Here is a 15,497-nt window from a genome sequence, read left to right on the forward strand (position 1 = left end):
AAAATTAATAATTAATCGTTCGATATTTTATTGACATGATTATGTGTCTTTTGTTATGCTAAAAGCGACAAAAGAATACAGTACCTCATATAATTACTGAGAATATGGCTCGGAAGTTTCTACCTGGCACCTTAAATGCCAGACTATGAGGGGAGATGAATCGTTGTGATATTACAATGATCCGTTTTAATGTGAAATAGACCAAGTCTGTTCATCTTCTCTCATAAGTGAGGGAGACGAATGGATTTTTTTATTTACTTTTTTTAAAAAATTAACTTCAAATAGAGAGAGGGATTTCATGGCTACTGTTGGTGTAATTATGGGAAGTATCTCAGATTGGGAAACAATGCAGCATACATGTAAAGCACTGGATGAATTGCAAATTCCATACGAAAAGGATGTTATTTCAGCACATCGTACGCCTGACGTTATGTTCACCTATGCAAAAACTGCCCGTGAACGTGGGCTAAAAGTAATTATTGCCGGAGCCGGTGGTGCTGCACATTTGCCTGGAATGGTAGCTTCACAGACAACGCTTCCTGTAATTGGCGTGCCTGTTGAAAGCAAAGCATTAAATGGGCTGGATTCGCTTCTTTCCATTGTGCAAATGCCTGGCGGTGTACCGACGGCAACAGTTGCGATCGGCAAAGCAGGTGCAACAAATGCTGGGATTCTCGCTGCACAAATCGTCGGGACATCTGACGAATATGTTGCAGCAAAACTTAATACTTACCGAAAAGACATGCAGGAAAAAGTGACAGAAATGAGGGACGATCTTGCAAAAAAATAAGACAATTCTCCCAGCACAGACAATTGGAATTATTGGTGGTGGACAGCTTGGACGGATGATGGCAATTGCCGCAAGATATATGGGCTATACGGTTGCTGTGCTAGACCCAACACCTAACTGCCCGACTGCTCAAGTGGCTGATAAGCAAATCACTGCCGCTTATGACGATATGGATGCAATCAAAGAATTAACTGAAATCAGTGATGTGATCACGTATGAATTTGAAAATGTAGATCTGACAGCTGCAAGGTATATTGAACAAAGGGGAAAGTTACCACAAGGTGCGTTCGCATTGGAAATTACGCAAAATAGAGAAAAAGAAAAGCAATTAATGAAAGATGTCAATTTGCCAATTCCCTCCTTTAAAATTGTCCGAAGTGGCGAGGAATGTAAGGAAGCATTGAAAAACTTTAGCTTTCCTGCCGTCATAAAAACATGCCGTGGAGGCTATGATGGGAAGGGGCAAATTAAATTAAATTCCGAGGAAGATATTGGACAGGCGATAGATTTTGCTGAGAGAAATAAACATTGCATTATTGAAGATTGGGTAACCTTTGACCGCGAAGTTTCCGTGGTATTTACACGAGCACAATCTGGTGAAATTACATTTTTCCCGATAGCAGAAAATGATCACAAGGACCATATTTTATATAAAACTACTGTACCGGCAAATATAACAGAAACGATTCAGGATAAAGCTTTAGAGGCGGCTAAAAAGCTTGCTACGAAAATGAATATTGTCGGTACATTTGCAATTGAAATGTTCGTGAAGGGAGAGGAAGTTTTTCTGAATGAAATGGCACCTCGCCCGCATAATTCCGGGCATTATACGATAGAAGCATGTAATATCTCACAGTTTGGGCAACATATACGTGCCGTTTGTGGGTTGCCATTAAGGGAAATTAAGCTCTTGCAGCCAGCAATGATGGTGAATATTTTAGGAGAAGACGTAGAAGGCGTATTAAAAGCGATGGCTCAAACAAACGACGCATTCGTTCATTTATATGGCAAAGCTGAACCAAAAGAGAAAAGAAAGATGGGGCATGTGACATTTATCGGAGAATCACAGGAAGAAGTTACAAAACAAGTACGAGCTTTTGAAGAAGCAACGAATTGATTAGGCGCCGTGCATGAAGTAATACTAACTGTTAACAAAGTCAAATACCTGGAGGGAAAATAAATAATGGATATGAAAAACATAAAACCGGAGCAGATTGAACAAGAACAACTATATAAAGAAATGGGTTTAACTGATGAAGAATATGGGATGGCAAAAGAAAAAATGAATCGCCTTCCTAATTATACAGAAACGGGTATTTTTTCAGTAATGTGGTCAGAGCATTGCAGCTATAAAACGTCTAAGCCATTATTAAAAAGATTCCCAACCAAAGGATCTCAAGTACTTCAAGGACCTGGTGAAGGGGCCGGCGTTGTTGATATAGGCGATAATCAAGCAGTTGTTTTTAAAATCGAAAGTCATAACAGTCCTTCTGCAGTAGAACCTTTCGAAGGCTCTGCAACAGGTGTTGGCGGGATCCTCAGAGACGTATTTTCAATGGGAGCTAAACCGATTGCTTCCATGAATTCACTTCGATTTGGAAACCTGGATAATGACCATACAAAAATGCTTTTTTCAGAAGCTGTACGAGGAATTGCTAGCTACGGGAATGTAATTGAGGTTCCAACGGTTGGTGGAGAAGTTCAGTTTGATAAAAGCTATCAGGAAAATCCGCTTGTCAATGCAATGGTTGTTGGTCTTGTAGATCATGATAAAGTGCAAAAGGGAATTGCAAAAGGTGTGGGAAATACAGTGATTTATGCTGGTGGAACTACTGGCAGGGATGGAATACATGGAGCAACTTTTTCTTCGGATGTTGTGGAAGGGTCTGTCGACAATACGTCAGCAGTCGCAATTGGTGATCCACATATGGGAAAGAAATTAATTGCAGCATGTTTAGAAGTAGTTAATTCGGGTGCATTAGTTGGAATTCAAGATATGGGAGCTGCGGGCTTAACGTCGTCTGCAAGTGAAATGGCAAGTAAGGCCGGAACAGGGATTGAAATGAATCTGGATTTAGTGCCACAGCGTGAAGAAAATATGGATGCCTATGAGATAATGCTTTCTGAATCGCAGGAGCGAATGCTGTTAGTTGCCCGAAAAGGACGTGAGCAGGAAATCCTGGATATTTTCAATAAACATGATGTACCAGCAGTAGCTATCGGAAAAGTGATCGAGGAAAAAGCCTTCCGCATAAAACAACATGGAGAAGTAGCAGCAGAAATTCCGGTGGATGCATTGACAGAGGGTGCGCCTGTTTATCATTCTCCATCTGAAGAAGCTGCTTATTATAAAGCATTTCAAGCGATGGAAAATACTGTTCCAGTTGTAGAAGATCATCAGGAAATGTTGCGGAAATTACTTCAGCAGCCAACGATTGCCAGTAAAGAATGGGCATACAGTCAATATGATTCAACCGCTCAGTCCAATACTATTCAGGGACCGGGATCTGATGCAGCAATCGTACAAATAGAAGGTACTGAGAAGGCAATTGCGATTACAACAGACTGCAATTCTCGTTATATTTACCTGGATCCAGAAGTTGGCGGAAAAATTGCCGTTGCTGAAGCGGCACGGAATATCGTTTGTTCTGGTGCAAAACCGTTAGCCCTGACAGATGGTTTGAACTATGGAAATCCGACGAACCCAGAAGTTTTCTGGCAAATGAAAAAAAGCATTGATGGAATTAGTGAAGCATGTAAAGCACTTGGAGCACCGGTTATTAGTGGAAATGTTTCCCTCTATAATCAGTCGGAAGGTGAAGCAATTATGCCGACACCTATTATTGGTATGGTTGGGCTGTTGGAATCCGCAAAAAGTTTTACTCCAAGCCATTTTCAACAAGAAAATGATGCTATTTATCTTATTGGTGAAACGCATGCGGAATTTGGTGGAAGCGAGCTGCAAAATATTCTGGAGGGCAGCTACACAGGTAAAGCACCTAAAATTGATTTGCAAGTAGAAGCGAATCGTCAAAAACAGCTGCTGGAGGCAATTCAACAGGGATTAGTTGTGTCTGCACATGATTTATCAGAAGGTGGACTTGCTGTAGCCCTTGCGGAGAGTGTTTTTAACGAAAAAAAACTAGGTGTTGAGGTAGAGGTTCAAGCAGATGCTACGACAGCATTATTCAGTGAATCGCAATCCAGATTTTTGGTTTCAGTAAAAAGTGAGAATAAAACACCGTTTGAAAACCTGTTCAGTGATGCAAAACAAATCGGTGTTGTAACGAATGATGGAAAACTAACGGTACGTGCTAATGGCAATAATATAATTGAAGAAGACGTCGAACAAATCAATAAACTATGGAAAGAAGCGATTCCTAATTTATTGGCAGATAAGGAAGTTTAAAATCTTCTTAAACTGGGACTCTGATTACTCACCCAACTGTAAAACTTTGTATAAGTGCAACTAAGGCTATCACCTAAATGCTTGCACTTCAAAGTATAAGGGTTTTTAAGAAAGCCAAAACGCTTTCAAAGAATCCCTTTAACGATAAGCCGAGTTTTCTAAAAATCTAACGTATAAAAGAGGAATGCAAAGTGTTTGGAATTTGGGGACATGAAAAAGCCGCTGAACTTGCATATTATGGTTTACACGCACAGCAGCATCGCGGTCAGGAAGGTGCTGGTGTTGTCGTAAATGATGGGGAAAAGCTAAAGCTTCATAAAGGCTTGGGGCTAGTGAATGATGTATTTAAACATGCTGATTTTAAAGAGCTCAAGGGTCATGCCGCAATTGCACATGTACGCTATTCTACTAAAGGGGATAAAGGCAAGGGTGTTGATAGTGTACAGCCATTGCTATTTCACTCGCAAACAGGGAGCATTGCATTTGCCAATAGTGGAAATATCATGAATTCCCATGAGCTCCGCAGTGAACTGGAAGCTACAGGAAGTATTCTACAGACATCGACAGATTCAGAAATTCTGGCACATTTAATCAAACGCAGTAATAAGGAAAAGATAGAAGATGCACTGATTGATGTTTTACCAAAAATTATTGGTGCATATACCTTTATCATTTTGAAGGAAGATAAGATGTATGTTGCTGCAGATCCTCATGGAATCAGGCCACTATCAATCGGTAAACTTGGCGAGGCGCATGTAGTTGCTTCTGAAACAAGTGCATTTGATCTAATTGGGGCTACATTTGAACGGGAAGTCCTCCCTGGTGAACTTATAGTCATAAGTAATTCCGGAGTGGAGAGCATTCGGTTTACGATTCGTGAACAACGTAAATTATGTGCAATGGAATATGTTTATTTATCCAGACCAGATAGTGATTTAAATCATGTGAATGTTCATGCTTCACGTAAAAGAATGGGAATGGAATTAGCAAAGGAATCACCTGTGCAAGCAGATGTAGTAACAGGCGTTCCAGATTCAAGTATTTCTGCAGCGATCGGCTATGCAGAACAAAGTGGATTGCCATATGAAATGGGAATCATTAAAAATCGTTATATTGGACGAACATTTATTCAGCCCTCCCAAGAATTACGCGAGCAAGGTGTAAAGATGAAGCTATCACCTGTTCGAGGAATTGTTGAAGGAAAAAGGGTAATCATGATCGATGATTCGATTGTTCGGGGAACAACGAGCAAGCGGATTGTTCGCATGTTGAAGGAGGTCGGTGCCAAAGAGGTGCATGTACGTATCGCATCACCCTCCATTCAACACCCGTGCTATTACGGAATCGACATGTCTACAAGACAAGAATTGATTGCTGCTAATTATACGGAAGAAGAAATATGTGAAATAATTGAAGCAGACAGTGTTGCCTTTTTATCGGACAAAGGGTTGGAAGAAGCAATTGTAAAGGATAAAACAATTAATCAAGGGATCTGTATGGCATGTATGACAGGGAAATATCCTGTTAGGGAAGAAGAATAAATGGGAATGCTAGAATGAAGCAGACTTAAGCTGAGCAATGGTTTGAAGTTGCGCAGTAAACGCTCTGATCCGTGCGACAAGCACTCAAACTCGTGTGGGCAGCGCTCGAACTCGTGAGGTAAGCACTCAAACTCGAGCGGCAAGCACTCAAACTCGTGCGATAAGCACTCGAATTCATGCGACAAGCGCCAATAGTGACATTGAGTTAAGGAGCCTGTCCGTAGCGGCTAAAAAAGCTGTCATATTGTTAAGGAAAAGGAAACTCTGGGGAAATCAGCACAAGCTGAAAGATAATAAACAAAACTTGAGAGAAGTAGGGGGAAAGTTGAGAGAAGCAGGGGGAAGTTGAGAGAAGTAGGGGGAAAGTTGAGAGAAGTAGGGGGAAAGTTGAGAGAAGTAGGGGGAAAGCTGAGAGAAGTAGGGGGAAAGTTGAGAGAAGCAGGGGAAAGTTGAGAGATTAATGGTGATTCACAAGTTATCTCTCAACTTTAAACAGTTATCTCTCAACAAATGAAGTTATCTCTCAACTTTAAGCAGTTATCTCTCAACAAATGAAGTTATCTCTCAACTTTAAACAGTTATCTCTCAACAAATGAAGTTATCTCTCAACTTTAAACAGTTATCTCTCAACAAATGAAGTTATCTCTCAACTTGACCCAGTTGTCACAGCCGAATCCCTCTGTCCTGTGAAATATTATTACTGAAGGATGTGTCAAGTATGTCAGATGTTTATAAAGCTGCTGGTGTAGATGTAGAAAAAGGCTATGAAGCTGTTGAACGAATGAAAAAGCATATTGCAAAGACAAAACGGCCTGAAGTGTTAGGCGGAATTGGTTCATTTGCGGGGTTATTTGAGCTAACAAGCTTTAATTACAAGGAACCTGTGATGGTTTCTGGAACAGATGGGGTTGGAACAAAGCTAAAGCTTAGCTTCCAATTAAATAGGCACGACACTGTTGGAATAGACTTGGTTGCCATGTGTGCCAATGACATCGTTGCGCAAGGAGCCAAGCCGCTATTTTTTCTGGATTATATAGGCTGTGGCAAAAATGAACCTGCGATGATCGAGCAAATTGTTGCTGGAATTTCTACAGGCTGCGTGGATGCTGGTGCGGCACTAATTGGTGGAGAAACTGCAGAAATGCCAGGAATGTATGAAGCTGATGAATATGATTTGGCAGGATTTATCGTTGGGATCGCTGAGAAATCAAAGCTTATTACAGGTGAATCAATCCATAAAGATGATGTGGTAATTGGACTGGCTTCTAGCGGAATTCATTCGAACGGCTATTCACTTGTGCGAAAACTAATTGCAGAGCTTGATTTGAATAAAACGTATGACGGCATGTCACAATCTCTCGGTGAAACACTCTTAACTCCAACTAAAATTTATGCAAAAGCTGTAGCAAAAGTATTGGAAAAGTATACAGTTAAAGGTATTTCACACATTACTGGTGGAGGCTTCTATGAAAACTTCCCGCGCATGATGCCAGCGGGATTAGGTATAAAGTTTGATCAGAGCAACTGGGATGTACCGGAAATATTTACATTTTTACAGAAAATAGGGGATATACCTGAAAAAGACATGTACGGTGTTTTTAATATGGGAATTGGGATGGCACTCGTTATTTCCAAGGAAGAGGTAGATAATGTACTAGTACTTCTAAAAGAAGCAGGTGAAAAAGCTTCGATAATCGGAAGTGTAATTGATCATGAAGGGGTGCATTTTTAAGTCATGAGTAAGGTAAAAGCAGCGGTTTTTGCATCTGGTACAGGAAGTAATTTTGCTGCAATTATGGAATCTGAAAACCTAGCCTGTGACATTGTGCTGCTTATTTGTGATAAACCGGGGGCAAATGTTATAGAAAAAGCCAAGAAATATGGGGTTCCCGTATTTGTTTTTAATCCAAAAGGTTTTTCTTCTAAAGCAAATTATGAAAAAGATATTATTGCTAAACTTAATGAAGCCGGTGTAACGTGGGTCTTTTTAGCGGGCTATATGCGAATTATTGGACCAATGCTATTGCAGGCTTTTGATCGGAAAATTGTCAATATCCATCCATCTTTATTACCAGATTTCCCGGGCATTGATGCAATTGGACAAGCACTTCAGGCGGGCGTCAAAAAGACAGGAGTTACCGTTCATTTTATCGATGCAGGAATTGACACAGGACCGATAATTGCTCAGGAATCACTGACCATTCATGCAGACGATACAGAAGAAACATTGAAACAGCGAATTCAAGCGATAGAGCACGAATTATATCCACGGGTAATTAATCAACTTTTAGAGGGTGTTCAATAAGTTCGGTAAAAATGACGTATCGGGATAGAGGATCTGCGTTCAAAGTACCGACACGTCTTTGGAAAAAGAAAAACGCTTTTTCTCACGAAGATATGAGCTCAGAGGATATTTTCCTTGTTTCCCTAAGCAATGCTGCCTCGAACTTCGACGCATAGGACGTGCTAGTGTAAGCGTTGCAACAAGGAAACCAAATATGTCGTCCAAAGAGCAGATAATGTCTGTGTACTTTAGTCTGCTTTGGCACTATTTTTCCTTCTTATTGAATACGTAAATTATCTCAAGCAAAGTGAGGAGTTTAGTTTATGAAGAAACGTGTATTGATCAGTGTTTCCAACAAAGAAAATATAACAGAATTTGCCAAAGGTATAGTTGAATTGGGTTATGAGGTTATTTCAACTGGTGGGACATTAAAGGCTCTGCTGGATGCTGGAGTCGACGCCATGGCCGTAGATGAAATCACAGGATTTCCGGAAATAATGGATGGTCGTGTAAAAACATTGCACCCGCTTATTCACGGAGGACTTTTGGCAAAAAGAGCAAATGAAGATCATCTGAAACAAATGGAAGAGAACAATATATTACCAATCGATATGGTTGTTGTTAATCTCTATCCATTTAAACAAACGCTTGAAAAAGCAGATGTCTCCAAAGAAGAGATTATTGAAAATATTGATATTGGTGGACCAACAATGCTTCGGTCTGCGGCTAAGAATTTTGAGGACGTAACAGTCGTTGTTGATCCAGCTGATTATGATGACGTTCTTTTGGGAGTCCGTGAGGGGAATTTAGATTTCGAAAAACGGCAGCAGCTTGCAGGAAAAGTATTCCGTCATACGGCAAATTATGATGCGATGATTTCACACTATTTCATGAAAGAAACAAAAGAGGATTTCCCTGAAACCTATACTGTTACATATGAAAAAGTTCAAGATTTGAGATATGGGGAAAATCCGCATCAGCAGGCAGCATTTTATAAAGATCCAGTCCAAGCAAGTGTAAGCCTTGCGACGGCAAAGCAGTTGCATGGAAAAGAACTTTCCTATAATAATATCCAGGATGCAAATGCGGCCTTGGAAATTTTAGCAGAATATCATGATCCGGCAGCGGTTGCTGTGAAGCATATGAACCCATGTGGCATAGGGGTTGCAGACACTATTTATGGAGCTTTTGGGCGAGCATTCGCTGCAGATCCTATCTCTATTTTCGGAGGAATCGTAGCGATAAATCGAGAAATAGATCCAAAGACCGCAGAAAAACTAAGTGAAATCTTTTTAGAAATTATAATTGCCCCAGGTTTTACAGAGGAAGCGCTGGAAATTTTAACAAAGAAGAAAAACATTCGTCTGCTAAAATTGGCATTGACTGACAATAGAGAAGATAATCATAAATTAACTACTGTGAGTGGCGGTGTTTTGATTCAAAATTCTGACAATGGAAAAGTCGGTCAGGATGAGTTGACATTTCCAACGAAACGCAAGCCTTCTGAAAAGGAATTAGCTGATTTGTTATTTGCATGGAAGGCAGTAAAACATGTGAAGTCAAATGCAATAGTATTGGCGAAGGACAGGCAGACAGTTGGTGTTGGAGCAGGACAGATGAACCGGATTGGTGCAGCAACTATTGCAATTGAACAAGCTGGTGAAAAAGCTAAAGATGCAGTCATGGCGTCAGATGCATTTTTTCCGATGCCAGATACAGTTGAAGCTGCCGCAAGAGCCGGCGTAATTGCAATTATCCAGCCAGGTGGTTCCAAGCGTGATCAGGATTCTATCGATGTCTGTGATAGGCATGGAATCGCAATGGTGTACACTGGCATACGTCATTTCAAACACTAAGGGAGGCTTGCTAAAGTGAATGTATTCGTAATCGGGCGTGGCGGACGTGAACATAGTATTGTAATGAAATTAGCTGATAGCGAAAAGGTTACTAAATTATACGCCGCACCGGGAAATGGTGGAATTCAGCAGCATGCAGCATGTATCCAAATTGATGAAATGGACATCGAGGGGCTTATCGACTTCGCAAAAAATAAAGCAATTGACCTGACGATTGTTGGACCGGAAGCCCCTTTAAATGAAGGGATTGCCGATAGATTTCATGCTGAGGGGCTAGCTGTTTTCGCACCAACAAAAGAGGCGGCCTTACTTGAAGGAAGTAAAAGCTTTGCGAAGGAATTCATGAAAAAATATGCTATTCCTACAGCAGATTATGCTACCTTTACTTCCCCTGCTGATGCAAAGCAGTACATTGAAGAAAAGGGTGCGCCAATCGTAATTAAGGCTGATGGACTCGCAGCAGGTAAAGGTGTCGTTGTTGCAGAAACAAAGGAACAAGCGCTGAATGCTGTTGATGAAATGCTCGTATCAAAGGCTTTTGCCGAAGCAGGTGCAACGATTGTAATCGAAGAGTTTTTAGCTGGAAAAGAGTTTTCATTGATGGCATTTGTCCATGAGGGGAATGTCTTCCCGATGGTGACGGCAAGAGATCATAAGCGTGCATTTGATCATGATGAAGGACCGAATACCGGTGGAATGGGCGCATTTGCTCCAGTACCAGATGTGACTGTGGATGATTTATCCTTTTCAGTGGATAAGATTTTACAAAAAACAGCCGATGGAATGATGGAAGAAGGTCGACCTTTTACGGGAATTTTATATGTTGGACTGATCATGACAGAGACGGGTCCGAAAGTGATTGAATTCAATACAAGGTTTGGGGATCCGGAAACACAGGTTATTTTGCCGTTATTGAAAAATGATCTCATGCAGGTGTTTTTGGATGTACTGGCAGGACGTGATCCGGAGTTGGAATGGGAAGATAGCTATTGTGCGGGTGTGGTTGTAGCTTCTAATGGTTATCCCCGTTCTTATAAAAAAGGAATTGCCCTTCCGAAATTAGTATCAGAGGAAGATATTTTCGTTGTTCATGCAGGCACAAAGCTCAAAGGCGAAACACTTGTATCCGATGGTGGGCGCATTCTTTTGGCTGGTGCAAAAAGTAATTCATTAGAAGAAGCAGCATCGAAAGTCTATCATTATCTAGAAAACTTTTCAGCTGCCGATGCGTTTTTTTATCGGACTGATATTGGAAGATAATATCTAGCTGAAAGAGCCACCATTGTTGATGGTGGCTCTTATTGATGAGAACGAGTCTTGTCGGTAGTTTAATAAAGAGAAAACTGGCGTGCATGCCAATTGTCCATGGTAACTTTAAGCAAGGCTGAACTTTGGTTGCAAAAGTAGAGAGACACACTCACAAAGTTGAGAGACGCACTCGGAAAGTTGAGAGACGTACTCGGAAAGTTGAGAGACGCACTCGGAAAGTTGAGAGACGCACTCGGAAAGTTGAGAGACGCACTCGGAAAGTTGAGAGACGTACTCGGAAAGTTGAGAGACGCACTCGGAAAGTTGAGAGACATACTCACAAAGTTGAGAGACACACTCACAAAGTTGAGAGAAGACCCTAATTTTTATCATTATCTCTCAACTACCATCCACATTGTCTCAACTTCGCAATAGTTTCTCTCAACTTTTCACTAATTACTCTCAACTATCGGCACTTATACTGATATAATGTATGCAACCACCGATAAGGATATCTGCACGAGCACTAAAACCGCATTTCTCTCCCCTCAATTCCACTGTCACAAAATATTCACTTCAATTAACAATAACTTTACAGTGTTAAAGCCTAAAATATGTTAAAATATAGGAAATGATAATGATGGAGAGTTGTTTTAGATGATAGATAATGGATATTACTGGAGAAACCGAGAGATTAGACAGCATGTTAGTGTGATTGATGGATCAGCATCACCAACCCTGATTTTAAAAAATGGAACGTATTTAAATATGTATACCAAACAGTGGCTCGTGGGCAATATTTGGATTGTTAATGATCGGATTGTTTATGTGGGGGATGAATTACCGGAAAGTCTGGACAATACGGAAATAGTAGATTGTATGGGAAAATATTTGGTGCCAGGATACATGGAGCCACATGCACATCCTTTTCAACTGTATAATCCAGAGGAATTAGCGTATCATGCCGCAAGAACCGGAACAACAACCTTGATTAATGACAGCCTGATGTGGCATTTTTTATTAAATAAAAAGAAAGCGTTTTCTTTATTGAGGGATTTTTCTGAACTTCCTGTCTCTATGTATTGGTGGGCGCGTTATGACTCACAAACGACACTACAGAATGAGGAGAAAGTTTTTAATACAGATGAAGTATTGAAATGGATAGCCCATCCGTCTGTAGTTCAGGGCGGAGAGTTAACCTCTTGGCCGGGTTTATTGGCGGGGGATGACCGATTACTTTATTGGATTCAGGAAACCAAACGGCTGGGCAAACCTGTTGAAGGACATTTTCCCGGAGCATCAGAGAAAACGTTAACGATAATGAAGCTACTTGGTGTAAACGCCGATCATGAATCAATGACGGGAGAAGAAGTAATCAAACGTCTGCAGCTCGGATATCAGGTAGGGTTGCGTTATTCATCGATCAGGCCGGATTTACCGAAGCTACTTGAAGAAATCGTTGCTGCAAATCTAGGTGGATATGATAATCTGACGATGACTACAGACGGTGCTACTCCTGGGTTTTATGAAAAAGGGGTCATGAATGTATGTATCGAAATCGCTATTGAAAAAGGAGTTCCGCTTGAAGAAGCGTACAGAATGGCAAGCTATAATGCAGCGAGACATTTTCATCTCGATGAACAGCTTGGCAGCATTGCACCAGGCCGCATTGCACACATTAATATTTTACAAGCGAAAGATAATCCACATCCTGAAAGCGTATTAGCCAAAGGAAAGTGGATTGTAAGAGAAGGTGTGGATCAGGAAGCTACATCCGTTATCAATTGGGAAAAATACGAGATCGGTCCGAGTACATTTGATTGGGAGCTTGATGCGAAGGATTTACAGTTTTCGTTACCAATTGGACTGGACATGGTGAATGAAGTTATAATAAAGCCTTACGCTATCGAAACAGATATTACAATGGTAGAATTGCCTGCAGAAAAAAACGAGGCATTTCTTCTATTAATTGATAAGAAAGGTAAATGGCGTGTCAATACAACGATTCGTGGATTTACAAATCGACTTGGAGCACTCGCAAGTTCTTTCTCAACGACAGGTGATCTTGTTTTTATTGGGAAAAATAAAGAAGACATACTGCTTGCCTGGGAACGTTTAAGGGACATTGGTGGAGGTATTGTTTTAGTTGATAAGGGGGAAGTATTGCTTGAAATCCCGCTTTACCTTGGTGGAATCATGTATAATGGAAATATGCGTGAGCTTATCGAAAAGGAAAAGCAGCTGAAAGCAGTCTTAAATGATTATGGCTATTCATTTAATGATCCAGTTTATAGTATACTATTCTTATCATCTACACATTTACCCTATGTTCGTATTACACAGCAAGGAATTATAGATGTTAAGAAAAAAGAAGTATTATTCCCGGCAACGATGCGCTAGCTTACTGTATTAATCAAGACTTATTTAAAGGTGTTGGGGGAAATGAGAAAAATAATCTGCGTTTTTCTGATCGTATTTGCTTTATTGGCAGCATGCTCAAATGAGGAGGAAAACGATCACGTTCAAGACAGCGCTGAAAAAGAAAATACAATGGAAGAAAAGCAAGAAGCAGCTGGCGTTGGTGAAAAATCGGAAAAACTTGAAAATATCTTTCCGTTAACAGGTATCGAAACAAATGAAGAGATTGATAATCGAATCATTAGTGTTATGGTAAATAATCATTCTGTGGCAAGACCGCAAACAGGACTTTCAAAAGCTGATATTGTCTTTGAACTATTAGCAGAGGGCGGAATTACCCGACTTCTGGCATTATATCAAAGTGAGCTACCGGATGTGGTTGGCCCTGTTCGGAGTGCCAGGGAATATTACTTTGAGTTGGCAAATGGCTATGACGCACTATATGTTTATCATGGAGCAGCAGCCTTTGTCGACGAAATGATTAAAAATCGCGGAATTGAGCATTTAAATGGTTCGATTTATGATAATGATGGAAAGTTATTTAAACGGGAATCATTTCGCAAAGCTCCACATAATTCTTATTTGCAGCTTGGTGCAGTGTATCGTGCAGCAGAAGATAAAGGATATGAAAGCACTGCAACTTATGAGCCATTGTCTTTTTTAACAGAAGACGAAATGGCAGAACTTCCAGGAAAAGTCGCTAATCATGTGAAGGTTACTTATTCCAATCAGCCGCTGGAAATCGTGGAATATGAATATGATCCATCTAACGGAAATTATACTAGATTTAATGATCAGGAAAAAACGGTTGAATTAGATACTGGAGATCCTGTACAAGTAGAGAATATTTTTATTGTAGAAACCTATCATGAAGTGATTGATGAAGTTGGTCGACGTGGAATTGATCTCACATCAGGTGGGGAAGGTTATTTAATTCAACATGGTAAAATTCAAGCGGTGCAGTGGGAAAATCGAGATGGAAGAATCATCCCTGTAAGAGAAGGTCAGCCAGTAGGCTTCATGCCAGGGAAAACATGGATTAATGTGATTCCATCCGATCCAGGATTACAACAATCTATATCCGTATCAAACTAGTATAGGAAGCAGGAGGGTTTGATTTGCAAATTGATAAATTACGTGGAGAACAATTAGATCAATTGTTTGATGCGATTCTATCGTTAAAGAATCGGGAGGAATGCTACCGCTTTTTCGATGATATTGCTACAATGTCAGAAATCCATTCCATTTCCCAACGATTACAAGTTGCAAAAATGTTGACAGAGGGAAGCACATATAGTGCGATCGAACAAGAAACAAACGCTTCAACAGCAACCATTTCACGTGTGCGCCGCTGCATTAATTATGGCAGCGATGGATACCAGATGGTGCTGGAAAGAATTTTGGAAGATGAAAAGTAAATGGTATGACCGCTGTCAGTATAAGCAGCGGTTTTTTGGGTTGGAATGAATGGTGAGCAGGTTATCGGAATCTATGTATGGAGGGTGTATAGCCGGAAATGAGTGGGAATATAAGTAAAAATAACCCTACAAGTGCAGATTATCCTATCCACCCAACAATTCCGGAAAGTTGAGAGACACCTGCTTAAAGTTAAGAGAAATCTCATAAAGTTGAGAGACATCTACATAAAGTTGAGAGACAACCCGAGCAGAACCACCTATCTCTCAACTTTTTAACTGTTTCTCTCAAATTAGACCACTTATCTCTCAACCCAGACCACTTATCTCTCAACTTTGCCCGCACCCCGCACACCCGAAAAACCACCGCCCGCATTCCCGCACGCCCGCATCCCCGCTCACCCGCACATCCGCCCGCCCAATTCGCACACCGATAGACCCCTAACGATCAAACTTCAAAAATTATTCTGAGCTAATTGCGAAGTCTCAAAGTGCAAGTGTCCCAAGGTGTTAAGGACAAGGCTAATTTTATTTTC

The 15,497-nt window shown here is 40.7% G+C and carries 11 protein-coding genes and 1 riboswitch; all 11 genes read left to right on the top strand.

The features are described 5' to 3' along the window. The first annotated feature begins 65 nt into the window (after positions 1 to 65). A riboswitch (purine riboswitch) is annotated at positions 66 to 166 on the top strand. Positions 167 to 298: 132 nt separating this feature from the next. The 11 genes from purE (at position 299) to AC6HVZ_RS15995 (ending at position 14,964) form a co-directional block, all read left to right on the top strand. Next, positions 299 to 790, top strand: a complete 492-nt coding sequence (gene purE / locus AC6HVZ_RS15945) for a 5-(carboxyamino)imidazole ribonucleotide mutase (RefSeq protein ID WP_497559169.1) — start codon at positions 299 to 301, stop codon at positions 788 to 790. Further along, a complete protein-coding gene (gene purK, locus AC6HVZ_RS15950; RefSeq protein WP_497559170.1) occupies positions 777 to 1,907 on the top strand; it encodes a 5-(carboxyamino)imidazole ribonucleotide synthase in 1,131 nt (376 codons plus the stop codon). Before purE ends, purK begins: the two co-directional genes overlap by 14 nt. A 66-nt stretch (positions 1,908 to 1,973) precedes the next feature. Next, on the top strand, positions 1,974 to 4,199 hold the full coding sequence (purL, locus tag AC6HVZ_RS15955) for a phosphoribosylformylglycinamidine synthase subunit PurL (protein WP_497559171.1): 2,226 nt from the start codon (positions 1,974 to 1,976) through the stop codon (positions 4,197 to 4,199). 191 nt (positions 4,200 to 4,390) lie between these two features. Next, positions 4,391 to 5,740 (top strand): amidophosphoribosyltransferase, encoded by a 1,350-nt coding sequence (gene purF / locus AC6HVZ_RS15960; RefSeq protein ID WP_497559172.1) that lies wholly within the window; start codon positions 4,391 to 4,393, stop codon positions 5,738 to 5,740. Between the two features lie 718 nt (positions 5,741 to 6,458). Next, positions 6,459 to 7,472: a phosphoribosylformylglycinamidine cyclo-ligase gene (purM, locus tag AC6HVZ_RS15965; protein ID WP_497559173.1), complete on the top strand. Its 1,014-nt coding sequence runs from the start codon at positions 6,459 to 6,461 to the stop codon at positions 7,470 to 7,472. A 3-nt stretch (positions 7,473 to 7,475) separates the two neighbouring features. Continuing rightward, positions 7,476 to 8,045, top strand: a complete 570-nt coding sequence (gene purN / locus AC6HVZ_RS15970; protein WP_497559174.1) for a phosphoribosylglycinamide formyltransferase — start codon at positions 7,476 to 7,478, stop codon at positions 8,043 to 8,045. 302 nt (positions 8,046 to 8,347) lie between these two features. After that, a complete protein-coding gene (purH, locus tag AC6HVZ_RS15975) occupies positions 8,348 to 9,880 on the top strand; it encodes a bifunctional phosphoribosylaminoimidazolecarboxamide formyltransferase/IMP cyclohydrolase (protein ID WP_497559175.1) in 1,533 nt (510 codons plus the stop codon). A gap of 15 nt (positions 9,881 to 9,895) precedes the next feature. Beyond that, positions 9,896 to 11,140 (top strand): phosphoribosylamine--glycine ligase, encoded by a 1,245-nt coding sequence (purD, locus tag AC6HVZ_RS15980; protein ID WP_497559176.1) that lies wholly within the window; start codon positions 9,896 to 9,898, stop codon positions 11,138 to 11,140. A 645-nt stretch (positions 11,141 to 11,785) separates the two neighbouring features. Then, positions 11,786 to 13,528: an adenine deaminase C-terminal domain-containing protein gene (locus AC6HVZ_RS15985; RefSeq protein ID WP_497559177.1), complete on the top strand. Its 1,743-nt coding sequence runs from the start codon at positions 11,786 to 11,788 to the stop codon at positions 13,526 to 13,528. Positions 13,529 to 13,570: 42 nt separating this feature from the next. Further along, positions 13,571 to 14,641, top strand: a complete 1,071-nt coding sequence (locus AC6HVZ_RS15990) for a DUF3048 domain-containing protein (protein ID WP_497559178.1) — start codon at positions 13,571 to 13,573, stop codon at positions 14,639 to 14,641. A 23-nt stretch (positions 14,642 to 14,664) separates the two neighbouring features. Further along, on the top strand, positions 14,665 to 14,964 hold the full coding sequence (locus AC6HVZ_RS15995) for a YerC/YecD family TrpR-related protein (protein ID WP_497559179.1): 300 nt from the start codon (positions 14,665 to 14,667) through the stop codon (positions 14,962 to 14,964). Positions 14,965 to 15,497 lie beyond the last annotated feature (533 nt).

This window comes from Oceanobacillus sp. NCCP-135 (genome assembly GCF_059698015.1).

Bases quoted from the DNA above. Each gene is read 5' to 3' on its own strand.
- purE (WP_497559169.1), top strand. From the start codon at position 299: ATGGCTACTGTTGGTGTAATTATGGGAAGTATCTCAGATTGGGAAACA.
- purL (WP_497559171.1), top strand. From the start codon at position 1,974: ATGGATATGAAAAACATAAAACCGGAGCAGATTGAACAAGAACAACTA.
- purM (WP_497559173.1), top strand. From the start codon at position 6,459: ATGTCAGATGTTTATAAAGCTGCTGGTGTAGATGTAGAAAAAGGCTAT.
- purN (WP_497559174.1), top strand. From the start codon at position 7,476: ATGAGTAAGGTAAAAGCAGCGGTTTTTGCATCTGGTACAGGAAGTAAT.
- purH (WP_497559175.1), top strand. From the start codon at position 8,348: ATGAAGAAACGTGTATTGATCAGTGTTTCCAACAAAGAAAATATAACA.
- AC6HVZ_RS15985 (WP_497559177.1), top strand. From the start codon at position 11,786: ATGATAGATAATGGATATTACTGGAGAAACCGAGAGATTAGACAGCAT.
- AC6HVZ_RS15990 (WP_497559178.1), top strand. From the start codon at position 13,571: ATGAGAAAAATAATCTGCGTTTTTCTGATCGTATTTGCTTTATTGGCA.